Source organism: Bradyrhizobium sp. WD16, assembly GCF_024181725.1.
Classification (GTDB): domain Bacteria; phylum Pseudomonadota; class Alphaproteobacteria; order Rhizobiales; family Xanthobacteraceae; genus Bradyrhizobium_A.
This window is the reverse complement of record NZ_CP028908.1, coordinates 3579733-3603592: the sequence shown is the minus strand read 5'-3', so window position 1 is coordinate 3603592 and position 23860 is coordinate 3579733. Positions and strand designations below refer to the sequence as shown.

At 62.8% G+C, this 23860-nt stretch carries 19 protein-coding genes; 13 read left to right on the top strand and 6 right to left on the bottom strand.

What is annotated here, in order from left to right; genetic code table 11:
- Positions 1-26 precede the first annotated feature (26 nt).
- Positions 27-1868 carry a dihydroxy-acid dehydratase gene (gene ilvD, locus DB459_RS16725; protein ID WP_253706392.1) on the bottom strand — a complete coding sequence of 614 codons (1842 nt, stop codon included), beginning with the start codon at positions 1866-1868 and terminating at the stop codon, positions 27-29.
- Positions 1869-2238: 370 nt separating this feature from the next.
- On the opposite strand from ilvD, the gene DB459_RS16720 reads away from it, so the two are divergent.
- A complete protein-coding gene (locus DB459_RS16720; RefSeq protein WP_253706390.1) occupies positions 2239-2484 on the top strand; it encodes a PilZ domain-containing protein in 246 nt (81 codons plus the stop codon).
- Positions 2485-2518: 34 nt separating this feature from the next.
- On the opposite strand, the gene DB459_RS16715 is transcribed toward DB459_RS16720, so the two are convergent.
- The 4 genes from DB459_RS16715 to DB459_RS16700 all read right to left on the bottom strand — a co-directional run bounded on the left by DB459_RS16715 (position 2519) and on the right by DB459_RS16700 (position 7098).
- On the bottom strand, positions 2519-3844 hold the full coding sequence (locus DB459_RS16715; RefSeq protein ID WP_253706388.1) for a UDP-glucose/GDP-mannose dehydrogenase family protein: 1326 nt from the start codon (positions 3842-3844) through the stop codon (positions 2519-2521).
- A 52-nt stretch (positions 3845-3896) separates the two neighbouring features.
- Positions 3897-4550, bottom strand: a complete 654-nt coding sequence (locus DB459_RS16710; RefSeq protein ID WP_253706386.1) for an FkbM family methyltransferase — start codon at positions 4548-4550, stop codon at positions 3897-3899.
- A gap of 215 nt (positions 4551-4765) precedes the next feature.
- Positions 4766-6202 carry a mannose-1-phosphate guanylyltransferase/mannose-6-phosphate isomerase gene (locus tag DB459_RS16705; RefSeq protein ID WP_253706385.1) on the bottom strand — a complete coding sequence of 479 codons (1437 nt, stop codon included), beginning with the start codon at positions 6200-6202 and terminating at the stop codon, positions 4766-4768.
- Between the two features lie 275 nt (positions 6203-6477).
- Positions 6478-7098, bottom strand: a complete 621-nt coding sequence (locus DB459_RS16700; RefSeq protein ID WP_256519399.1) for a sugar transferase — start codon at positions 7096-7098, stop codon at positions 6478-6480.
- Positions 7099-7721: 623 nt separating this feature from the next.
- On the opposite strand from DB459_RS16700, the gene DB459_RS16695 reads away from it, so the two are divergent.
- The 9 genes from DB459_RS16695 (at position 7722) to DB459_RS16655 (ending at position 19280) form a co-directional block, all read left to right on the top strand.
- Positions 7722-7943, top strand: a complete 222-nt coding sequence (locus DB459_RS16695) for a hypothetical protein (RefSeq protein WP_253706381.1) — start codon at positions 7722-7724, stop codon at positions 7941-7943.
- Positions 7944-8343: 400 nt separating this feature from the next.
- Positions 8344-8922, top strand: a complete 579-nt coding sequence (locus tag DB459_RS16690; protein WP_253706379.1) for a polysaccharide biosynthesis/export family protein — start codon at positions 8344-8346, stop codon at positions 8920-8922.
- Between the two features lie 374 nt (positions 8923-9296).
- The gene (locus DB459_RS16685) at positions 9297-10742 is read left to right on the top strand and encodes an outer membrane beta-barrel protein (protein WP_253706378.1); all 1446 of its coding nucleotides are present in this window, start codon (positions 9297-9299) and stop codon (positions 10740-10742) included.
- On the top strand, positions 10723-13029 hold the full coding sequence (locus DB459_RS16680) for a polysaccharide biosynthesis tyrosine autokinase (protein ID WP_253706376.1): 2307 nt from the start codon (positions 10723-10725) through the stop codon (positions 13027-13029). Before DB459_RS16685 ends, DB459_RS16680 begins: the two co-directional genes overlap by 20 nt.
- 140 nt (positions 13030-13169) lie before the next feature.
- Complete coding sequence (locus tag DB459_RS16675) at positions 13170-14453, top strand: VpsF family polysaccharide biosynthesis protein (protein WP_253706374.1); 1284 nt, start codon at positions 13170-13172, stop codon at positions 14451-14453.
- A 252-nt stretch (positions 14454-14705) separates the two neighbouring features.
- Complete coding sequence (locus DB459_RS16670; RefSeq protein ID WP_253706372.1) at positions 14706-15572, top strand: glycosyltransferase family 4 protein; 867 nt, start codon at positions 14706-14708, stop codon at positions 15570-15572.
- A 121-nt stretch (positions 15573-15693) separates the two neighbouring features.
- A complete protein-coding gene (locus DB459_RS16665; protein WP_253706370.1) occupies positions 15694-16788 on the top strand; it encodes an acyltransferase in 1095 nt (364 codons plus the stop codon).
- Positions 16785-17834, top strand: a complete 1050-nt coding sequence (locus DB459_RS16660; protein WP_253706369.1) for an acyltransferase — start codon at positions 16785-16787, stop codon at positions 17832-17834. The genes DB459_RS16665 and DB459_RS16660 overlap by 4 nt, the downstream gene beginning before the upstream one ends.
- A 3-nt stretch (positions 17835-17837) precedes the next feature.
- Positions 17838-19280, top strand: coding sequence for a lipopolysaccharide biosynthesis protein (locus DB459_RS16655; protein ID WP_253706367.1), 1443 nt, complete (start codon positions 17838-17840; stop codon positions 19278-19280).
- A gap of 12 nt (positions 19281-19292) precedes the next feature.
- Here the strand turns inward: DB459_RS16655 and DB459_RS16650 are convergent, their stop codons facing one another.
- Positions 19293-20531, bottom strand: coding sequence for an endo-1,4-beta-xylanase (locus tag DB459_RS16650; RefSeq protein ID WP_253706365.1), 1239 nt, complete (start codon positions 20529-20531; stop codon positions 19293-19295).
- 62 nt (positions 20532-20593) lie between these two features.
- Between DB459_RS16650 and DB459_RS16645 the strand changes: the two genes are divergently transcribed.
- The 3 genes from DB459_RS16645 to DB459_RS16635 are packed head-to-tail and all read left to right on the top strand — an operon-like array spanning position 20594 to position 23856.
- Positions 20594-21385, top strand: coding sequence for a WecB/TagA/CpsF family glycosyltransferase (locus DB459_RS16645; RefSeq protein ID WP_253706364.1), 792 nt, complete (start codon positions 20594-20596; stop codon positions 21383-21385).
- The gene (locus tag DB459_RS16640) at positions 21382-22659 is read left to right on the top strand and encodes a glycosyltransferase family 4 protein (protein WP_253706362.1); all 1278 of its coding nucleotides are present in this window, start codon (positions 21382-21384) and stop codon (positions 22657-22659) included. Before DB459_RS16645 ends, DB459_RS16640 begins: the two co-directional genes overlap by 4 nt.
- Before the next feature lie 9 nt (positions 22660-22668).
- Positions 22669-23856, top strand: coding sequence for a glycosyltransferase family 4 protein (locus DB459_RS16635; protein WP_253706360.1), 1188 nt, complete (start codon positions 22669-22671; stop codon positions 23854-23856).
- Positions 23857-23860: the final 4 nt, after the last annotated feature.

Here is a 23860-nt window from a genome sequence, read left to right as displayed (position 1 = left end):
GAGCCCGCAGGGGCCCCCGCGGCTTTTCAGTCCTTCACCGCGCGCACCGCGCCCCTGGCGGCGCTGGTGGTCAGGGCCGCATAGGCCCGCAGGGCGGCGGAGACCTTGCGGTTGCGCTTGGCCGGCTTCCAGGCGGTGGCGCCGCGCGCCTCCATCGCCGCGCGGCGGCGGGCCAGTTCGGCGTCGTCAACCGCGAGACGGATCGAGCGGCTCGGAATGTCGATCTCGATCCGATCACCCTCCTCGACGAGCCCGATGGTGCCGCCTTCGGCGGCTTCCGGCGAGATGTGGCCGATCGACAGGCCCGAGCTGCCGCCGGAGAAGCGGCCATCGGTGATCAGGGCGCAGACCTTGCCGAGGCCCTTGGATTTCAGATAGCTCGTCGGATAGAGCATCTCCTGCATGCCGGGGCCGCCGCGCGGCCCCTCATAGCGCACCACGACGACGTCGCCCGGCTTGATCTTGTTGGTGAGGATGCCCTCGACCGCCGCGTCCTGGCTTTCGAACACCCGTGCGGGACCTGAGAACTTGAGAATGCTCTCGTCGACGCCCGCGGTCTTCACGATGCAGCCATCGAGCGCGATATTGCCGGTCAGCACGGCAAGACCGCCGTCCTTCGAAAAGGCGTGTGCGGCGTCGCGGATGCGCCCCTTGGCGCGATCGGTGTCGAGGGCCTCGAAGCGGGCCTCCTGGCTGAAGGCCACCTGGCTCGGCACGCCGCCCGGCGCGGCGCGATAGAAGCTGCGCACGGCGTCGCTGCCGGAACGCATCACGTCCCAGCGCTCCAGCGCATCCTCGATGGTGGCGCTGTGCACCGTCGGCAGGCCGCGATTGATCAGGCCGGCGCGATCGAGTTCGCCGAGGATCGCCATCACGCCGCCGGCGCGATGGACGTCCTCGAGATGCACGTCGGCGACTGAGGGCGCCACTTTGCACAGCACCGGGACCCGGCGCGACAACCGGTCGATATCCGCCATGGTGAAGGGGATTTCGCCCTCACTGGCCGCGGCCAGCAGATGCAGCACCGTGTTGGTCGAGCCGCCCATGGCAATGTCCAAGGTCATGGCATTCTCGAACGCCTTGAAGCCGGCGATGCTGCGCGGCAGCGCCGTCTCGTCGTTCTGCTCGTAATAGCGCCGCGCCAGGTCGACGATCAGATGGCCGGCCTCGACGAACAGGCCGCGGCGGTCGGCATGGGTGGCGACCACCGAACCGTTGCCCGGCAGCGCGAGGCCGAGCGCCTCGGTCAGGCAGTTCATGGAATTGGCGGTGAACATGCCCGAGCAGGAGCCGCAGGTCGGGCAGGCCGAGCGCTCGATGACCTCCACCTCCGCATCGCTGACATTGTCGTCGGCGGCGGCGACCATGGCGTCGATGAGGTCGACGGCGCGGGTCGCGCCCTTGATGCTGACCTTGCCGGATTCCATCGGGCCGCCGGAGACGAACACCGCGGGAATGTTGAGGCGCAGCGCCGCCATCAGCATGCCGGGGGTGATCTTGTCGCAGTTGGAGATGCAGACCATCGCGTCGGCGCAATGGGCGTTGACCATGTATTCGACGCTGTCGGCGATGATCTCCCGCGACGGCAGGCTGTAGAGCATGCCGTCGTGGCCCATGGCGATGCCATCATCCACCGCGATGGTATTGAACTCCTTGGCGACGCCGCCGGCCTTTTCGATCTCGCGGGCGACGAGCTGGCCGAGATCCTTGAGATGGACATGGCCGGGCACGAACTGGGTGAAGGAATTGACCACCGCGATGATCGGCTTGCCGAAGTCCTCGTTCTTCATGCCGGTGGCGCGCCAAAGGCCGCGGGCGCCGGCCATGTTGCGGCCATGGGTGGTAGTGCGGGAACGATAGGCAGGCATCGGGGCGTCCTCGGAAGGCGGTTTTGGGCCTCAAGCTCGAGCTTAGGCCGGAACGGCTGGAATTCCGCTTCCCAATAGTCAACTTGCCCGGCCGTGGCAATTCGCCCGAGGGGCATGGCGGACCGTCGCCCCGGCCATGGCGGGGCGGAACCCGGGTCGACGGACAGGCGCCGGCCGTCCGGCTGCCCCCTATCGCATTCACACATCTGATCCGCAGCCGGCTTCGGAACCCTCCCGTTACCTGGGACGCCCGGCTCCCGGACCTCGTGGTTACGGAAGGCTTGCAAAACGGCTGCAAGCCTGCTGCTCTGCGTCAAATTTTCGGAAAGTCGCCGCTGCTACTGTCCATCTCAATTTAAGGGAGTTGGCGATGGCACGAGAGAAACGACCGCGACGGCACGCCATGTGCCGGGACGCCTGGCTGACGCTCGGCGGCTTCGCCCGCCGTCACTGCAAGGTGCTTGACCTGTCCACCGGCGGCGCCAAACTTTTCGTCGAAGGCCCGACCTTCGTCGACGGCGATCTCGGCCTCTCCCTGAACATGGATGTGCGAAAATCGGCCCGTTGCCGCATGGTCTGGCGCGATGGCAACGTCATCGGCGTCGAATTCGTCTGACCCGGATCAGCCGCCTGTACCGAGCCTCGACGTTTCAATAGGCCGGGGGCTGCGGCCGCCCCACGCCGAAATACAGAAAGCCGTTCCGGATCACCTCGTCCGGTGAATAGATGTTGCGCAGATCGACAATGACCGGACAGGCCATGACGGACGCAAGCTCCTTCAGGTCGAGTGCGCGGAACTGCTCCCATTCGGTCACGATGACGAGCGCATGGGCTCCCCTTGCGCAGTCATAGGAGTCTTCGCCCAGAGCAACGTCCTCGCCCAGCATCGTTCTGGCGTGCCCGAGGCCCACCGGATCGAAGACGCGGACATTGGCGCCCATGTCCTGCAACGCCGTGATCAAGGGAATCGAGGGCGCTTCACGCATATCGTCGGTGTCCGGCTTGAAGGTCACCCCAAGCACCGCGATGGTCTTGCCGCGGATATTGCCGCCGAACGCATTGGCGACCTTCCGCGCCATGGCCCGCTTGCGCTGGTCGTTCACGGCAACGACCGTCTCGATGATCCGCTGCGGTGCCTCGTGGTCCTGGCCGGTCTTGATCAGCGCCAGGGTATCCTTGGGAAAGCACGATCCGCCGAATCCCGGCCCGGCATGCAGGAATTTCGAACCGATGCGATTGTCGAGCCCGATCCCGCGCGCAACCTCCTGCACATTGGCGCCGACCTTCTCGGCGAGATCGGCGACTTCGTTGATGAAGGCGATCTTGGTGGCAAGAAAGGAGTTGGCCGCATATTTCGTCAGCTCGGCCGAGCGGCGGTCGGTATAGATGATCGGCGCGGCATTGAGATAGAGCGGCCGATAGAGCTCAGCCATCACTTCGCGCGCCTGCTTGTCCTCGGTCCCGATCACGATCCTGTCCGGGTGCTTGAAGTCGCGGATCGCTGCGCCTTCGCGCAGGAATTCCGGATTGGAGACGATGGCGACGTTCGCCTTGCCGCCCTCTTCGCGGATGATCCGGTCGACTTCGTCACCCGTGCCCACAGGCACTGTCGATTTTGTCACGACGACGGTGAACCGGTCGCCAAGACCGCGCGAGATCTCGCGGGCCGCGGCGAACACATAGGACAGATCGGCGTGCCCGTCCCCGCGTCGTGACGGCGTCCCGACGGCGATGAAGACGACGTCTGCGTCCTCGAGCGCCGACGACAGGTCTTGCGAAAAGCGCAACCGATGATGCTTGACGTTGGCGGCGACCAGTTCGGCGAGGCCGGGCTCATAGATCGGGATGTCGCCGCGCCTGAGCGCGCCGATCTTGTCACCATCCTTGTCGACGCAGACCACATGATGGCCGAAGTCCGCAAAACATGCTCCGGACACCAGCCCGACATAGCCAGCTCCGATCATAGCAATCCGCATTGGTGCTCCTGTCCAGCTACGCGGTTATTGACGACATCGGCCGTCACGCCCTTCACCCGACCAAAATCTCCCGGCCGTCCTGATGCATCGGAAAGAAGAAGAAGTTGTTGATATATGCCCTTCCGTTCTTGCGCCCGCCGTCGGGCAACAGCGCACCAACATCCTGGAAGGTCTCGACGTCGAACGCCTCGATGGGAAGCACATCACCGTCGTCGACAAAATAGCCGCGATAATTCCTGTTGCGGAAGAATTCGAAGACGCAACTTGTCGCAGCCGGGCGATGGCGATCTTCGGCTTCCACCAGAAAGACCGGTTGGCAGCGCTCAAGCAGCCTGTTGGCGCCATTCAGGACGCTCAACTCGTGCCCTTCGACGTCGATCTTCACGAACTCGACATCATCCTGCACAACCTCATCGAGACGTGCGGTCGGCACAGCAATGGCACGCCCCGGCTTCCCCGACTGACAGGCCTGCGGTTCGATCGAGGCCAGTCCGTGCACCAGCCCCCGTTCGCCCTCCGGAATGAAAAGAGCCGCCTCACCACTATGATCGGACAGCGCGACCTCGTGGATATTCACGTTGGGCGCCGAGGTCCTGCGCAACAGATCCGCCATCTGGCGCGACGGCTCGAAGGCATGAACGCAGCGCGACAGTCTCGCCAGTTCGCGAGTGTAGAGTCCGCAATTCGCCCCGACATCGACCGTCACCGCATCCTCGCGAATGAACCGCTTGAGAAACGATCGCTCGATCTCCGCCGTCTTCGGCAGATGCATGAAGTGCCAACGAAGCCACAACGAGGGAAATGCCTCTTTCAGCACGGTCTTGGTCTGTCGGAGAGCGCTCATCGGCTACCTCTATAGTTATGCATGATGCAGAGCCGGCGCCTGCCGCCGACCCCGGATTCGGCACGGATGCTTCGGCTTCAGACCCGTTGATAGACGTCCTCGACGCGAACGATATCGTCTTCGCCGAGATACGAGCCGCATTGCACCTCGATGAGATTGAGCGGCACCTTGCCCGGGTTTTCGAGCCGGTGCATGCAGCCAAGCGGCACGAAGATGGACTCGTTCTCGCGCAGCAAGGTTTCTTCGTCGTCGCGCGTCACGATCGCGGTTCCGGTGACCACCACCCAGTGCTCGGCGCGGTGAAAGTGCTTCTGCAGCGACAGCTTGGCGCCGGGGTTGACCGTGATGCGCTTGACCTGGAACCGGCTGCCGGTGTCAATGGACTGATAATAGCCCCACGGCCGATGGACTCGCTGCGTCTGGGTCGCCGCGCTGTGGCCATCGCTCTTCAGCCGGCTGACCAGCTTGCCGACATCCTGATCCCGGTCCCTGCTGGCCACCAGGACAACATCGGACGTCGCGGTGATGACGAGATTCTCGACGCCGAGGGCTGCGATCAACGGTCCTTCGCCGCGGACATAGCAGTCCCTGGCATCCTCCATCACCACGTCGCCGATCGCGACGTTGTTGTCGCCGTCTTTTTCCGCCACGTCCCAGAGCGCCGACCAGCTTCCAACGTCGCTCCATCCGAAATCCGCCGCAACGACCGCCGCGTGGGCCGTCTGCTCCATCACCGCGTGGTCGATTGAGATCGCGGGGCCACCGGCAAAAGAGGCCTGGTCGAGGCGCAGGCAATCGCGGTCGCGACCGGCGGCCGCGAGCGAGGCGCGCGCCGCGCTGAGGACGTCCGGCGCAAGGCTCTCGAGTTCCGAGATCAGCAGGCGAACCGGGATCAGGAATATCCCGCTGTTCCAGAGGTGCTCAGCCCCCGTCACCAGCTTCTCGGCCACGCTCTCGCTCGGCTTCTCGACGAAATCCGAGACCACATAGGTGCCTTCTCGACCGTTCAGCGGTGCGCCGATGTGAATATAGCCGAACCCGGTTGCCGGCGCGGTCGGCCGCATACCGAACAGGACAAAGCGCCCTTCACGCGCGGCATCCAGCCCCCTGGCCACCGCCGCACGGAATGCGCCGATGTCGCCGATCCAATGATCGACCGGCATGGCGAGGATGACCGCATCAGGATTGGTTTCGGCGGCCACGAGCGCCGCAACTGCGATAGCCGGAGCCGTATTTCGCCCCACCGGCTCCAGGATCATGGTCGGATCGGTCACGCCGATTTCGCGGAGTTGCCCGGCGATGCTAAACCGATGCTCAACGTTGGTGACAACCGTGATGTCGCCAAATAGCGAAGGTTCGACGGCGCGAAGCGCGGTCTGCTGCAATAACGATCTTTCCCCCAGCAGCGCCAGAAGCTGCTTCGGATAAGTCTCCCGGGACAGTGGCCACAAGCGCGACCCCGTCCCCCCCGACAGCAACACCGGGACGATGCGCCCGTCTGCATTTTGTGTCATCGCCTATCTCCCCAATACATCTGCGCTCGCGCGAGACGACGCGTTGGTGTCCCGGTTCTAACGTTCGTATTCCCTTGCAGCGCGCACCACAGGCAATTGCAAGACGCCACACTAGTGTCCCGTCTCCGAATGACCGCTTCGTTTGCCTCACGCTCGCACGGTCATTCGGAGACATAGGGACACTAGCAAAATCAAAGTGCTAGTGTGGCTTATGTCTCGCAATTGCCTACGAGAGGGGGGGCAGCGAAGGCGGTAGGCAATTGCGAGACGCCACACTAGAAGCCGCTTCCCGACAAAAACTCCCGCTGCACGGTCCGGGCAATGACCTTCACGTCCACCCACAACGACCACTTTTCGATGTATTCGAGGTCGTAGCCAATTCTGGCGATCGCAGCAGCGGCGTCAGCGGTGCTACCGCGACAGCCGCTGACCTGAGCGAGACCGGTGATCCCCGGACGTGCGATGTGGCGCTGGAAATAGTAGGGAACCAGATCCTCATAGAGCATGTCCGCCGCAAGCATTCCCGGGACGTGCGGGCGCGGTCCGACGAGCGACATGTCGCCCTTGATGACATTGATCAGCTGCGGAAGCTCATCGAGGCTCGTCGCGCGAAGAACACGCCCGAGCGCGGTCACTCTCGGGTCCCCCTGAACCGCCTGCCGGGTTCCACCCACATCCGAGAGTTCCGTCCGCATCGAGCGGAACTTGTAGATCTTGAACAACCGGTTTCGATAGCCATAGCGATGCTGACGGAAGAAGACCGGGCCCGGCGACGTCGCCTTGATCGCGATCACGATGCCGACGAAGAGGGGGGCGAGGAACAACAGGGCCATGCTCGCCGTAACGACGTCGAATGCACGCTTCGCGACGGAGGTCGCCGGCTCGCTATGCGCCAGCCCTCGCGAATGGCGCCGGCGATAGGCGCTGGCCCGCGTGTATGCAGTCGGTGTGGCGAGTAGCGGCGGCCGCCGTAGCGCTGTGACATTGTCGCCTCGAACCGGTTGGAGTGTGGCTGTCGATGTCATGTCTCTCGCTTTCGAACAGACGCGACGCATTGATCGTCACATGGTCTCGGCGGCCAGCTTGCCGGACGAACATCGCAACGATGCGACATCAACTCGACAAATCCGATTCCACGTCGGCCGTCACTCTGCGAGTTTTCTTGGAGTAAATGCGGCGGCAAAGCGAAAACTTTTGGCAGACACACGCACACGATGCAGTCACGCTCATGCTCGGCGCACAAAAGATGCGAATTGCGAGCGGCTTAGTCGTCGTCGTCGATTTGTTGCACTGCAGTTCGCGCAAGCTGCCATGCACAATCGCGGCGTCCGACGGCCCGGAACGACACGTGCAATCACCAGAGGGAGAGGAGCAACTCCGATCGATGTAGAAAGTGCCACGGCTTCAGAATATCTTTGCGCGGAACCCGCCGCCCGGCGTCATGCGACGCTTCGTTCATTGTTCCCGACCGGGCGCTCCACACAACAAGCAAATTCGTTAACGCGATTTGAGACCGCCAATGACCGCCGCGCCCGACAAGGCCAATCGAATCGGCCACCCCGACGCGCCGACAAAACCGATGTACTTACCCGCGCCGGCACAACATAAAGGGAATGAAGTAGATACGACATCGCCATCGCCCATGCGCTGCTCCAGTCGTCAGCTCCGAAATGGCCTGATCCTCGCCAATGTCATCGGCTGGATGATCATCGCGTACCTCATCTGGCTTTTGCGCTCCTGACGGTCGGAGCAGGTCACGTTCGCGATGCTGCGATTTCGGTCATCCGATCACGCAAACGAGGACGGCGGCCGCGGATGTAGCGCGTCATGATTACATGCGCTGCCACTCTCATGCGCATGCCTGCTCAAACTCAGGACAGAGGGATCGATGACCATGGTTTGCAGATGAAGCGCAGTCATCGTTTCGACGCGAGCCATGTGCCATTTGCAGCGTTCGGAAGCAGGCAACGCCGAATGCATACATTCACGTTCACCATGTAATGGGAACCACGCTTCATTATCGGCCTCGATCATGGAACTGCGCTGAGTCCACTTGTTTTTGCCTTTTTTGCCCGACTATCTTTCCGCGACCGACTGGCTCACGCCGGTTGCAACACCCCATCTTCTTTCGGGAGCACACAATGCGGCAACGACTGGCGCACCTCGCAGCGCTGACGCTGTTCCAAGGCTTCGTTCTTCTTGCCGATTCCGGACTTGATTCCGGCGCTTTTGCGCAGACGACGACGCAGCACGCATCGTCGTCGGGCTATCTTCTCGGACCGAACGACAGGGTGAGAGTGAAGGTCTACGGCGAACAGGACATCACCGGAGAATATGAAATCGATGGCGGCGGCTACGTTTCGGTTCCGCTTGCCGGTCGCGTCAGGGCTGCAGGACGAACGGCGCGTCAGCTTGAGCGCGCCATCGCTGCGGAACTCTCAAAGGGAATCATTCGCGACCCCCGAGTGAACGTCGAAATCGCAGCCTATCGTCCCTTCTATATCCTCGGTGAGGTCAAGAAGGCTGGCGAGTATCCTTTCAGGAACGGATTGACCGTCCTTGACGCGGTCGCAAGCGCCGGCGGTTACACATATCGCGCCAACGAGAACAAGGTCTATCTGCGGCGGGCGGGAAGCACCGTCGAAGAGGTGTACGCATTGGATGCACCGGTTCCGGTCTTCCCGGGCGACAACATTCGCATTCCAGAACGCTACTTCTGACTCTCGAAGCCGACGCTCACTCGAACATTCTGCTTCGCTTCGAGCGCACGTCGGACGAAAACTCGTTCGGCCGAATGACACTTCTGCGTTCGCAGTCGCGCCGACGCAGTTCATCGCGATAGATCGCTGCATCGCCATACTGTGGTCTCTTTGCAGTGCAGGATCTTTTTGTGCGTTACGGAATTGTTGAGTGCGCCAATGGACGCAGCACAGCGATGATCTTGTCCGCAAGTGTGGGTTGCGGCGCCTCTGCGCAATCAGCGTTCAACGACAGCCCAAATTCGAAGCGTGCCGCGATGACGTTTTAAGCATGGCCGAGGAACAGATGTTCGCCACAGACATCGAACGTGAATCTCTCCCGCTTGGAACGCCCGATGAGTCGTATTGCGTTGAAAACGTCGAGGTTGCCCGAAGTGGGCCAGTGCACTTTAGGGTCCGCTCTACACCTTGCCTCCGTTATCAGAGCCCGGTTCCAGACCGGCGTTCCGCTCACCGTCCCTTTGCTGATTTGCCTGGCATCGCCTGCGCAAGCTCAGGTGGTTCCGCTCGCATTCACCCCGGTGGCTCCACCCTGGAACGCGCAGCGCCTGTTCGAGCCAACCCCGCTGCCGGACCTGTTGGATCGTGACGCCCGCGAGGACTACCGCGAACAAATCCAACCGGAGGACATGCCGGTGAAGACTCGACAACAGCCGGGATACGAGCCGATCGGCATCCGCAGCGGGTCCTGGATGTACAATCCGTCGCTAGCGGCCGGCCTTCTCTACGACAGCAACATCTTTTCCTCCAACGTGATGAAGCGTTCGGATATTGCCGCCGTCGTCGAACCGAACCTGCGTGCCCATACCCTTTGGGAACGCCACGGCATCGATCTCAAACTCGATGCCCAGACCATCCTGTATAATCAGAATCCGGGCCTCAACCAGACAAACGCCAGCCTTAAGGGCAACGCTTGGCTTGATGTCTCACCGGATTTGATGGTCCTGACAGCATTCCAGGCGGCGCACCTCAATGAGGGGGTCGGCACGCTGAGTTCGCCGGTCAATGCCGTCCAGCCGACACCCTATGACCTGTTCTCGGGAGACGTCAGCGTCCGCAAGGAATTCAATCGCCTGACCACGTCCGTGGGGATGGGCGCCGCCTCCTATGCCTACGGCACAACCCGCGCACAGGACGGTTCGGCGATCGACCAGAGCTCTCGCGACGGCCAGATCTACACGCTTCATGGCCGCGTCGATTACGCCTTTTCGCCGATCCTGGGCTGGTTCGCGGGCGTCGAAGGCAACCAGCGCAATCTTCGCGGCACCGTGGGTCATCCACTCGATTCCGACGGATACAGGGTTCTTTCCGGCGTCACAATCGGCCTCACCCACCTGATTACGGCCGAATTCGGCGGCGGCTATGTGCAACAGCGCTTCGTCGACCCGACCATCGGCACGGTCGCCGGACCGACCTATCGGGCGATGTTGACCTGGAGCCCGACCCGCCTGCTCGATGTCCATTTCAAAGCCGAACAGATCGTCACCGAGACGGCCGAGACCGGCTCGACCGGCGTCCTCGCCAATGCTGTACAACTCGGGCTCGACTACGAGCTGCTGCGCAACGTCGTCGTGTCGCTGGCCGGGAGCTTCGAGCGGGATCGCTTCGTCGGTCAATTGCGCAAAGACAATGTCATCTCGACGGATTCCAACATCAAATACCTGATGAACCGATTTGCATCGGTTTCCGTCTTTCACCGCTACCTGAAGCGCGACAGCGACATCCCGGTCTTCAGCTTCGAGAAACATCAGGTTGGAATCAATGTTACAGCGCAGTTCTGACTTCGACTATCCCGTTCCGGCTTTCCCGGCCGGAGAGCACGGCGAGAACCCGGCGACGGTCGATCTGCGCGAGATGGCTCGCATTCTGCTTCGACGCTGGAAGATGCTGGCCGCAGTTCCGCTGGCTTTGCTGGTTTGCGCCGTGATCTACATCGTCTCCACCGACACATTATATACTGCGACCACCACGGTGCTCGTGGACCCCCGCCGGGCCAATGTCGTCGATACCAACCAGACGGTGCTCTCGAATTTCGGAACCGACGATGCCACGATCGAGAGCCAGGCTCTCATGATCCAGTCCATCGCCATTCTGTCCAGCGTGGTCGGCCAGCTCGATCTGACCAAGGATCCCGAGTTTCAGCCTCGGCCGGGTCTGCTGGACCCGATCAAGAGACTGTTCGCCCGAAGCGCCCCCGCCGGCGGCGCCAGCGCCGAAGAGGCCGCCAGGGCTGTGGCGGTCGACATTCTTCAGAAACGCCTGAAAGTCGTGCGGCAGGGCACGACGTTCCTGGTCGACATCAATGTGAGCTCGGTAGAGCCGACCAAGGCGGCACGAATCGCCAATGCGATCGCCGACAAATATTTCGCCGAGCAGGTCCGAGCCAAGAACGAGGCGACCCGAATCGCCGCGGACTGGCTGAACGGACAGATCAACACCTTGAAGTCGCGTGTGCTCGCGGCCGAAAAGGCGGTCGCCGATTTCCGCTCGGCCAACAATCTCGCCGTCTCGCAGGGCGTGACCATCAACGACCAGCAAATAACGGATCTCAACAACCAGCTGATCGCAGCGCGGGGCCAGACGGCCGAAACCAAGGCGAAATTCGACCAAGTCCAGAAGCTGGCCCAGTCCGGCAAGGATGCCGGCGGGATCAACGCCGCCGTCACGTCGGACCTGATCACCCGGCTACGAACCCAGTATGCCGACATCGCCAAGAATCTGGCCGACATGTCGAGCAAGTACGGACCGCACCATCCTCTCGTGGCCAACGTCCGCGCCCAGCTGCGAGACACGCAACGGCTGATCGACACGGAAATCAAGCGGATCATGGACAGCACCCAGCACGACTACGAAGTCGCGCTGTCACGGGAAGCGTCGCTGCAGAAGAACCTCGACCAGGCGCAGGACGTCTCGAGTGCCTCGGGTCAGGCACAGGTGCGACTGCGGGAGCTGCAACGCGAAGCCGAGGCGACCCGCACCCTCTATGAATCCTATCTCGCGCGCTACAAGGACACCGCGGCGCAGGAGAGTCTCGAGATGCCCGACTCGAGGGTGGTCACCAAGGCCAGCGTCCCCATCGTGCCGTCCTGGCCGAAGAGTTCGCTTATTCTTGGCCTCGCGCTGATCGTCGGTTTCGGTCTCGGGAGCGTGCTGGCATTTCTCGCCGACTATCTCGACCGTCGGGTCAAGACGCTCGAGCAGACCCAGAGCGCGACCGGCATTCCAGCCCTCGCGGCCATTCCGCTGATCGGCACGCGGGAACTTGCGGCGCTGGCCAAACGCGGTCGGCGTGCCCTCGATCACTATGACTCCCGAACCGCCCGACTGCTGCCAGCAGCGCTCCAGCCCCCCCTGCTGCGCTATGCGATGGAAGAGCCGGGAACCTTTTTCGCCGAAGCCATTCGCGCCGTAAGGCTGTCGGTCCAGCGCGCCCTCCTGGCCGAACCGGTCAAGGTCTTCATGGTTACCTCCGCCGTCGACGGCGAGGGGAAGACGACGCTTGCGGCAAATCTGGCGCAGTCGCTGGCTTCGCTCGGTCTCAAGACCCTTTTGATCGATGGCGACCTGCGCAATCCGGAGCTGACGCGATCACTCTGCCCGCACGCCGAAATCGGCCTGATGGACATCGCTATCGGCGACGCTCCATTGGATCAGGCGATCCTCCTTGATCGCAGTACCGGGCTGTCCATCCTGCCATCACTTCCGGTGCAGAATATCGAGGCTGCATCCGAACTTATCTTCTCCGAACGGATGCGGGACATTCTTGATCACCTGCGCGATCATTTCGAACTCATCATTATCGACTCGCCGCCCCTGGTTCCCCTGGTCGACGGTCGCGCCCTGGCCGAAATGTCCGACCGGATCATTCTGTCGGTTGCGTGGAATCAGACCCCGGTCGATGTCGTCTCCCACGCGATCAACCTGCTCGCACCGGTCTATGGGCGATTGCTCGGAACCGTGCTGACGCGCGTCGATCTCCACCGGCTCAAGTTCTACGACTATTATCTGAGCTCGGCTTATCTCAAACCCTACGAAGCTCCGGCGCTCAGCCCTGGAGCGAACCGGTGAAGCAGCCGCGCTCCCTGCCGGTACCCGTTGTCGGCCGGCCGCTTGCGCCGAAATTGCCCCAGCGTCACCGCATACCAAGCGGCGCCTCCCGGCTCCCCCCGGGACGCAGCGTCTCGAATACTACGGCCTCGGCCCTGCCGATGGACTTCATCGTCACCGGCTTGATGGTGCTTGTCGTCATCGGCGTCTACGCCCTCTCGGCGGCGATGCTGACCAGCTGGAAGATTCACTATCTGACGACGGGCGGCGCATTCTATGAAAAGCTGCATCCGACAACATATGCGGCGTTTCTCGCCCTCATCATCCTTCTCTTTCGCAATGGCAATCCCATCGAGGAACTCGACCGGATGTTGTCCGGCGCCAAGCTGATTCTCGTCCACCTGCTGTTCTGGTCGTTCCTGCTCATCCAGATGTTCGTGCTGGAACGGCCATTCACCGTCATCATCGATACCTTCCTTCTGCCTGTGGTGCTCTGTCTGGTGATCTGGCGGCTCTCGCCTGCACAGAGGCGCCCGCTGGTCTGGGCCCTGCATCTGACGATCCTGCTCAACGTCGTGCTCGGCTATTACGAGTACTTCTCCGGACATCGACTGTTCCCGCTGAGCCTCGGCGGCGATCTGGTGGTGTACGGCGAATGGCGCTCGTCGGCCCTGCTGGGCCATCCACTCACCGCCTCGGGTCTCGTCGCGGCCTATATTCTCTCGCTCGTGCTACGCCCCCGGATCTGTCCGGCGCCGACACTTCGTCTGCCGCTGATCGCCTTCTGCCTCGGCTCGCTGATGGCTTTTGGCGGGCGCACCGCCCTCGTCTTCGTGCTCCTGGTTCTCGGCAGCCTCGGCGCCATCGAAATGCTCAGGATGCTTCGCGGCGGACGTACGTCGCTGCCGACGGCGATTGCGGCCATATGCGTGCTGTTCGTCGTCATCGCGGCCCTGTCCGCCGCATTCGACCTCGGAATCTTCGACAAGATGCTTCTGCGCTTTTCGTCCGACAAGGGCAGCGCCAACGCCCGCGTCGCGACCGTCGCCCTCCTTTCCCACTTCGATCTGAGCGAGCTTCTGCTTGGTCCGAATCAAGCCCGGGTGAGCGCACTTCAAAGCCAGCTCGGACTGACTTACGGCATCGAGAATTTCTGGATCGCGAGCACTGTCCAGTTCGGCGCCATTCATACCGCGCTGCTCACGTTCGGATTGATCGCCCTCTTCGTCGAGATCTTCCGGCGTTCCGAGCGGTCGGTCACCGTCATCTTCCTGCTGATCGCCATCATCGCCGCGAGTTCCGTGAGCTTTTCTTCGAAGAACATCCAGCTCGCGCAGTTCGTCGTTCTGATTGCGCTGCTTCTGCCGCGCGATCGACCGTCCGCGCCTGCCGCCGTCCAGCGTCGAGGAACGGGCGCCGGCGGCGACCGGCAGCAATCAGCATAACAGGGCGCGGGACCGGGAGCTTGCATGGCCATTTATGTCGATCACACGCACCTCGGGCGCCACGTCACCGGCCTGGAGCGCATCACGCTCGAGCTGTTCTCGCCATCGGCGCTGGCGCCCCTCGAGATCATTCCGGTAACCGCGAGCAGCAAGCTGCGGATGATCGCCACCCAGTCCTTCCAACTGCCGCTGCAGCTGGCTGCCTCGCGGTCGATCCTCCTCTGCCCTGGCTTTCCGCCCAGTCCGCTGTTGTTGCCGTTCGCCGACCGCGTTCTCCCCTATATTCACGACCTTTTTCTGTTGTCGCGGCAAGCCGATCTCAACTGGCGCGCCCGCCTCTACATGTCGAAACCGTTCGAACTGGTCGTGCGCTCCTATCCCCGTTTCCTGGTCAATTCGATCGATACCAGAACGAAGCTCGCAGCCGTTTGTCGGCCGGATGCCCAGATCACGCTCTATCGTCCTCCGGTTCGAAATGTCTTCGAGCTCGATCCGGCCGCGCGCCCGACCCGCACCGGACAGCCGATGGCACTGCGACTGATCGCGCTCGGCACAGTCGAGCCGCGGAAGAACCTGGCGGCCGCCGCCCGGATTCTCACCGCCCTGCGCCGCCTTGGCTTTGCCGATGCGACGCTCGACATCGCCGGGCGTCGTGGCTGGGGCCCGGACTGGGACGCGCTCGCCGCCTGTCCGGGCGTCAAGCTGCACGGCTATCAAACGACAGAACAGGCCCGACGACTTCTCGACGACGCCGACGTCTTCATCTGTACGTCACACGAGGAAGGTCTCGGGCTGCCCCTGCTGGAAGCTCAATATGCCGGACTGCCGATCGTTGCACCGAAAGACGCCATTTTCCGTGAGATCCTCGGCAATTCGGGGATATTCATCGACACGAGCGATCCCGCCGCCGCCGCGTCAACGATCGCCAATGCCGTCGACCAACCGGGCTGGCGCGCCACCTACGTTTCACTCGCCTCACGCAATCTGCAACGCTGGAACGAGCTGGCGCTCGGCGACCGTGCCGCGGCCATCGAACTGATGACGAAACTTGCAGAGCAGCGAACATCAACAACGACCCGGACCGAATTGGAGCCGCGGCAACAGGGGCCGACGACTTGACGAGCAGCCTTTCACGCCCGTCACGGACGCTCCCCGGTGCCAGAGCTGCCTGCCCCAAATCACGTCATTTGGAACGCATCACGTGCAAGTCAGCAGAATGTCCGCCCGTCATCTCGATGCGTTGCGCATCATCGCCGCCGGAGCTGTCGTGGCGCTCCACTATTCGGACTACGCCAGGAGCCAGCCGATCGGCAATTTCCTGCTGATCCATACCCAGCATTTCAACCTGTTCGTCGACCTTTTCTTCGTGATCTCCGGCTACGTGATCGCCAGCCAGTATCTCGACAGCGTCGACAGCGCCCGCTCGGTCGGCCATTTTGTCTGGCGTCGGCTGGCCCGGATCTATCCTCTTCATGTCGCGACGCTGCTCTTCTACGTCGTTCTGGCGCTGGCCATTCACTTCGGCATGGTCCGATCGGACAATCCGGACCGCTACCCGTTCACTGACCTTCCCGCCCAGTTGGTCCTTCTCCATTCGCTCTGGGGCGAGCGGCTGACTTTCAATTTCCCGAGCTGGTCGCTGTCCGCAGAAATGTTCTGCTATCTCGCCTTTCCGGCGATTGCCGCGCTCTGCCTCAGGCGCAAGGAGTTCGCACTGCTTCTCGTCGTGCTTCCGGTCGCCGCAAACTGCCTATGGGTGCTGGCCGCCAGAAGCGAACCCTGGGCGGAGTGGATCAACCAGGGAGGTGCGTTCCGCGCACTGCCCGCCTTCGACCTTGGTGTCGCCAGCTACCTGTTCCGCGATTGGATCTCCCGCTGGCGCATTCATCCATTCGCCCTGCCCGCCTCGTTGATCGTGTTTCTGGCGCTGGGTTCCTATCTTTCGGTATCGGTCGGCCTTCTCGCGGTGTACGCCATCGCCCTGCTGGCCATCCATTTCGACTGCGCTGGGCATTCGACACCGCTAACGAAACTCGGACTGCATCGCTGGTCACATTTGACCTACTCCTGCTATATGCTCCACGTTCCAGTCGCCACTGTGGTGCTGACCTTTGGGGCGCGTCATCTGCCGAGCTGGATCCCCGGGGGCCGGCTCACACTTATTCCGATTGCGGTGCTGGCGCTCATGGCGGCCAGCGTGCTGTCCTACCGGTTCTTCGAAACCCCACTGCGCCAGCACCTCAATCGCGCCTTTGGCCGCTCCGGCGCCGGCCATCCCGCCGTGCCGCCCGCCGCACCGACACCGGCGCTTCCGGTTCAGGAGGCGACGCATTGACGGTTCTGGCGACAGTCTTGGAGCGGCATCGCTCCGCCCCCGCCGCACTTGCGCGGGCCGGCCGCGATTCCGCCATCGACACCATGCGCGGCATCGCGATCCTCATGGTCATCGGCATTCATTCGCTGCAGCAGCCGCTCGGCACTTCCTCGGCGCTGCTGATCGATGCCGCTTTGCGCCCTTGCGTTCCGGTCTTCCTGTTCGCATCAGGCGTTCTAACGGCACGCTCCGGGCGCGTGCCGCTTCGCAAGCGGATGATGGCGACGCTCATCCCTTACGCCGTTGCATTCGTCGCCGCCTATCTCTACATGGCGGCCCACAATCCGGCGATGGATCATCGCATCACGACGACTGCCGCGCGCTTCGTGCTCGCCTACGTGTCGGTCTACTACTATGTCTTCGTCTATATCGGCTGCGTAATCCTGTCCTGGCTGGCGTTCCGGACAGTGAGCTCGAGCCGCCAGATGCACGACGCCCTCGCAGCGCTGATGCTGTTCGCGATCGTGCTCGGCCTGCTCTGCGGCAGCTATCTTGATCCGTTACTGACCCGTCTCGCCTTTACGCCCTCCGTTATCGAGGAAGCGCGGATGCGGGACCTGCCGTTCTGGTTCGGCTTCTTTGCCCTTGGCGTCCTGTTCGCCACCCTCGATCTCGAGCCACTTCTTCGCGGCAAACGTGCGGTCGCGATCATGACGACTTTAGGCGCCTACGCGGTCTATGCCTCCGTGCGGATCTTCAAGATCGGCGATGCCGCCGATTACGATTCAACCGCCTATTTCGCCTATGCCGCGATGTTCTGCGTCGCGCTGGTCGCGGTGCGTCCGACCATACGCTTCCTCGCCGCCCTCGGCTCGGGCAGCTATTTCATCTATCTCTGGCACATTTTCGTCATCTGGCTTCTGCGCGACCATACTTCGCTGTATGCGTCCAGTGCATTGACAGCCTCTCTCACCGCCTATGGCGTGACCGCGCTGACCAGCATCAGCGCCCTCATGGCCGTCCGGGCGCTCGCATCGGCCCGCGTCGCCGGCTGGCTAGGAGCCTGAGCGATGCTTCTGAAACAGACCCTGCTCTATCTTCCCGCACAGGTCGTCGGCCCACTGTTCCAGCTGATCGCCATGGTCGTCTGGACGCATATCGTCGACGAGAAGACAGTCGGCGTGATCACCCTCATCACCGCGACCCACGAACTGCTCCAGATCGGCTTTATTTCGTGGTGGTCGCAATATGCGCTGCGCTTCTTCGGCCGCTTCCTCGATGGTGACGAATCTCGCCAGAGCTTCTATCGAACCGAGAATGCGGTCCTTCTCGGCTCGGTCCTGGGTCAGAGCACCATCGTGGTCGCGATCCTGCTGCTCCTCATCGCCCCGGATGCCAGCCCTGCCCTGCTCATCGCGGTCGTCGCCTACGTCGTGTCGCGCTCCCTCAACCTCTATATCGGCGAGCGAGCGCGCGTACAGCACCAGATCGGCGTCTATTCGGTCCAGCAGATCGTCGGCCCCGCGGTGGGGTTTGTCCTCGGCGTCGCCCTGATCAGGATACTCGGTCACGAGCCGGAATGGCCGCTCGCCGGCTACGCGGTCGCGCAATTCGTCGCCGTCGCCGCCGTTCTGCCGAAGATCGGCCATGGCTACCGCCTCTGGCCGGTCGACCGCAAGATCGTCCGTCATTCGCTGCAATACGGCATTCCGCTGATCATCGGCGGTGCCCTCGGCTGGGTCGGGCTCAATGCCTCCCGCTTCATCGTGGACGAAATGCAGGGTGTCGCCGCCGCCGGCTTGTTCGCGGTCGGCTACGGTCTCGGCCAGCGCGCCGCCGCCGTCGCGGCCATGCTGGTGACCGCCGCGGCATATCCAATCGCTGTCAGGCAGATGGAGGAAGGCGGCAGCACGGCCGCGATGCGCCAGCTCGCCGACAACAGTGCGCTTCTAGTCGCGATCCTCGCGCCCAGTGTCGTCGGCATTTACATGCTGCGCACGGAGTTCGTCCAACTTCTGATCGCAAAGCCGTTCCAACAGGTTACCCTCGCGATCCTGCCGCTTTCGGTGCTGGCGGGCGCCATCCGCAACTTTCGCGCCCATTTCGGCGATCAGGTCTTCCTTCTGCACAGCCGGACCGGGCTCTTAACCGTCGTCGCAGCCATCGACGCCGTCACGACCGTGATCGCCAGCGTCGTCTGTATCTGGTTGTGGGGCATCGTCGGCGGTGCTGTTGCCGCCGTGCTGTCGGCTGCGCTCGCGGCGGGCGCCAGCTTCGCCATCGGGTTCCTGCGCTTCGGACTGACCCTGCCGCTGGGTCATCTCCTACGCATCGTCCCGGCGGCCGCGCTGATGGCGCTGGTGCTGAACGCGCTGCCGCCGGCGGAAAACTATCTCGCTCTGTTTGCGCATATTTTCGCCGGCGCAGCCGTCTATTCCATCGTCCTCGCCACCCTCTATGTACCCACCCTGTTCAAGTTGCTGCGGCCGCGGACCCAGCAATCGGAGGCGTGATGCCCCCCACCATCACGCCTTCCGGGCATTCTGAAAGGCCCGAACCATCGCATAATACAGCGGCTTCTTCTTCAACTCGCTGTCGAACGGCAGGGGACGCGGCAGCCTCTCGGCCAGAGGATTCGCCTTGCGTGCCGCATCCGTATAGAAGGAATAGTTGTCGGAGAGTTCCCACGTGATGACGGTCTTCACCGCCGGAATCCGCAGCACCGTATTGAGAAACTTCTCTGCGGTTTCGGCGATCATCGCATCCCGCACCGCGATGTCGTCGGGGAAGGTATCGTCGCGGACGTCGAACTCGGTAATATAGATGTCGACCTTGCGTTCGCCGAGGGCGTGGACGAATTCGGCGAACCGTCCGGCATCATGCGGATAGCCCGGTTGAAGATGTCCCTGCAGGCCCACCGCATCAAGCCGGACGCCGGCGTCCTTGAGTTCATCGACCAGGCGTAGCAGCCCGGCGCGAACCGTGCGCCCGACATCATCGTCGCGCTCGGTCTGCGCCTCGTTCAGAACGAACGGCGTCCTGCTGTCGACGGACGTCGCCCGTTCGAAGGCACGACGGATATAGTCGGTTCCGAAAGCATCGTACCAGGGCCCCAGTCGATATCCGCCGGGAGCCTTGTGGCCTGGCCAGAACGGCTCGTTGACGATGTCCCATGACTGCAGCCTGCCCGCGTAACGCCCAACCACCTCTTCGATATATTGATCGAAGTATGTCTGTCGCTCCGCCTTGCTCATCGCCTTGATCCAGGACGGAACCCACTCGTTCCAAATCAGACAATGGCCGCGCATCGGGATGTTGTCGTGTGCACAGAATTGAAGCAGGCGATCGGCGCTCGCGAATTGCTTCGGACCAGGCTGCGGCGCGATCGTGCCCATTTTCAGCGCAATATCTGTGGTGATGATTTTCGCGTGGGTTGTGTAGAGCTCACGATACGCGAGATCCTTGTCGATGACCGGACCGGCCGCAGAACCGAACGTGAAGCCATTGGCTGCTGCCACCGCGCCGAGGCTCTGCTCGGCCTTCGCCGTCGCGGTTCCGCCTCGTAACGCCAGGCCGGCTGCGGCAGTCATCGCAAACATTTGCCGCCGCGAAATTCCAGTGCGCATGCAGATCTCCATTTCGTCGAACGTATATCGACGTGATGCCGCTATGTTCCGCATCCCGCCGTGAACGACGCCATTGTTGCGTCGCAATGGTTCGTTTTGATGACTGACGAATCCGCAACGCAGAATTCGAACGTGCAACCGGTTCCAATACGCTGCACGACGACTTTCCTGCTCGCCGGCGCCGATTGACGGAGATCCACATGCGGGACGCAGACATGCAGCGGCGCCATCTCAGCGTCGACGGCATCGAGATCAACATTCACACGATGTCGGAAGCTGTCTCGTCCATCGTATCCGCGGCTCAGGCGGGCGAGAGTTTCAGCGTCTGTACGATCAATCTCGATCATGTCGAAAAGCTTGCCCGCGAGCCCGACTTTCGCGCCGCCTACCGGCGCGCGCGCTTTGTCACGGCCGACGGCTTTCCCATTGTGGCGCTCGGCCGCCTCGCCGGCGTGCGGTTGAAGCGCACGACCGGCGCCGACCTTGTCCACCCGCTGTGCGAGGAGGCCGGACGAGAGGATATTCCGATTTTCCTGCTCGGCTCGAGCCGCCTGACGCTTCATCGAACGGCAAGACGCATGGCCGCCCGCTACCCTGGACTGAGGGTAGTCGGCACCTATTCGCCCGGCCCGCGATTCGATCCCTATTCGGCGGAAGCCGACGCGGCGATCGAGTTGATCCGCGCGTCCGGCGCGCGATTGTGTTTTGTGGCGCTCGGCGCGCCGCGTCAGGAGATCTTCGCGGCGCGGTGTCTCGACGAACTCGACGGAACCGGATTTCTCTGTATTGGCGCCGCACTCGATTTCATCGCGGGCACCCAGTACCGGGCGCCGAGCTTGACCCAGAAGACCGGCCTCGAATGGGCTTGGCGCGTGTTGAGCGACCCGCGGCGGTTGGGGCCCCGTTACGTGAAATGCATGGCGACGATCCCCCGCCTGGTGATCCGCAGCCTCCCCCAAATTGTAAATGCTCGGACGAGGAAAGCCGCATGATATCGCCCCTGACGCTCGCCCAACGCGCCCGCAACGCCGGCTATGCGAAGCGAAAGTACAACATCTGCCTGATTCACCCGTTCGATCCGCGCGGTCAGAAGGTTGGCGGCCTCGAAACCTATATCCGGGACTTCATCACCTTTCATCCCGAAGATACCGATCTTCTGTTCATCGGCGTGGATTCGATCGGGGACATGGAGCTCGGACGAATTCACAAGGTGACCTTTCGTGGCCGCACCTTCGACTTCCTCCCGATCCTGCGCTATTCGGACCAGCAGGCTCGCGAGGCGGCGCGCAGCATCCGGAGTTCGCTGACAGGACAGTTCTTCGTCGCACTGGTGCGTAATTTCGGAACCATCGCCAGGCTGCTGCGCGCTCGTCGCTGCACGGTCGACCTCCGCCGCGTCGAGTTTTCCTGGTTGCCCGCGGTCCTGAGGCTGCCGTTCATCCAGATGCTCCACGGCGAGGGCGCTCCCAAGCTGCAGATGGATTCGCTGTTGCGCAAATATTCCTTCGTGCACAATGCCGGCGAGCGCTTCGCCGTCAACGCGAGCGAGCGGTTTCTTTGCGTTAATCCCTTCATCACCGAGCGCCTGCAGCAAACCTATCCCAGGCAACGGGAAAAGATCGACACCCTGTGGACCTGGGTAAACACCGAGATCTTCGAACCACGGCCCTTCCCCGGGGAAATCGAGCCGTTCCGCATCGTCTTCGCCGGGCGTCTCGACGAGTTCAAAGACCCGCCGCTGATGTTCAAAGCCATCGACCTTGTCCGCCAGCGGCTGAACGGCAAGGTCGAGTTCCATTACATCGGGACCAGCGATCCCCATCGTTTCGCGGAGTTCAGCGCGATCGAGAGCCTAACGATCCGGCACGGCTTCAAGGACGCCATCGGAATGGCGGCGACGCTGGCCGGAGCCCATTGCGGGATTCTGACATCCGAGTTCGAGGGCATGCCGCGTTTCGTTCTCGAGACCCTCGCGGTCGGCCGCCCGGTCGTTGCCACTCACTTGCCCCAGCTCGAGGCCGTCATCCGCGACGGCAAAAGCGGTTTTCTGGTGCCACGCAGTGAATCGCGAGAGGTGATGATCGAGCAGCTCGCAGGACGCTTTGTCGAGATCCGAGGCGCGATCGTCCGCGGCGCCCTCGATCCGGTCGGCATTGCCGAGGAAATCGAGAGCTTCACGCCGGGCACGCAACTTGCCCGTGTCTTCCGCTACCATCAGGAAATCCAGAATTCCCGCCGGATGGTCGGTACTCCAGCCTCCTGCTGAGAGGGTGTCGTGAATATTCTCCTGCTGACCAGCGAATTTGCGCCGGCGACCGGCGGTATCGGCACCTATGTGCGTGAGATTGCCGCGGCGGCGACCAGCCTCGGTGCGCGCCTTACGGTGATTGCCCCCGACTATTTCAGCGAGACTTCGTCGCACGATCGAGACTTGCCGTTCCAGGTCCTGCGATTTCAGGGCGGCCTGCATTCGATGCGCCATCTTCCGGCGAAGATCATGCTCGCACGGCGCCAGATCGCAGCGCACGATTATGACGTGGTCCATGCCGCCGACTGGCCATTCTTCATCCCGCTGGGACTGGCGCGAAACCGAACGCGCGCCCGCCTGGTGGTCACTGTGCATGGCACCGAGATCAACGAGACGCAGACACCGGCGAAGCGCTTGGCCATTCGGAGCGCTGGTGTCTTCGGTCCCCGCACCGTGGTGGCGGCCAACAGCCGCTACACGCGCGATCTGTTTCGCCAACGCTTCGCCATCGAGCCGCAGCGCGTCAAGGCCATCCCGCTTGGGGTTTCAAGCTACTGGTTCGGCCAGCGCAGGGAACGGGACTCTACGCGACGGGCTTATGGCATCGCCGACAGCAGCATCGTGATGGTGACTGTCGCCCGCCTGACACGTCGCAAAGGCCACGACATGACCCTGGCGGCGCTGGTCCGTTTGCCGGAGGCGCTGCGCCGCCGTATCATATGGCTCGTGATCGGCCCGGATGGCGAGAGCGACTACGTCGGCGAACTGCGAGGACTCTGCGCATCGTCGGACTGCGACATCCGGCTGCTGGGGCCGCGACCGGACAGCGAGATCCGCGATCTTTACGGCGCCAGCGACTTCTTCTGCCTCACGGGCGTGCCGGACTCTTCGGGACGCGTCGAAGGATTCGGCCTGGTCTACCTCGAAGCGGCGGCCGGCGGCCTCGCCAGCGTCGCCACGGAGATCGGCGGCGTGCCTGACGCGGTCATCGGCGAGGAGTCGGGCCTCCTTGTCGCGCCCTCGGTCGACGCGATCGCGCGCGCCATCGCCGTGCTGGCCGATGATCGCGAGGTACGGGACCGCCTCTCGGCCGGCGCTCTGGCGCACGCACAGATGCTGTCCTGGGAGCGTTGCGCGGCAGCGACCTACGGCTTGCCCGCGCCCGCGAGCCGGAATGACAATCAGCAGACCGCGCTGCTCCGCGTTGGCGAGTGACGAC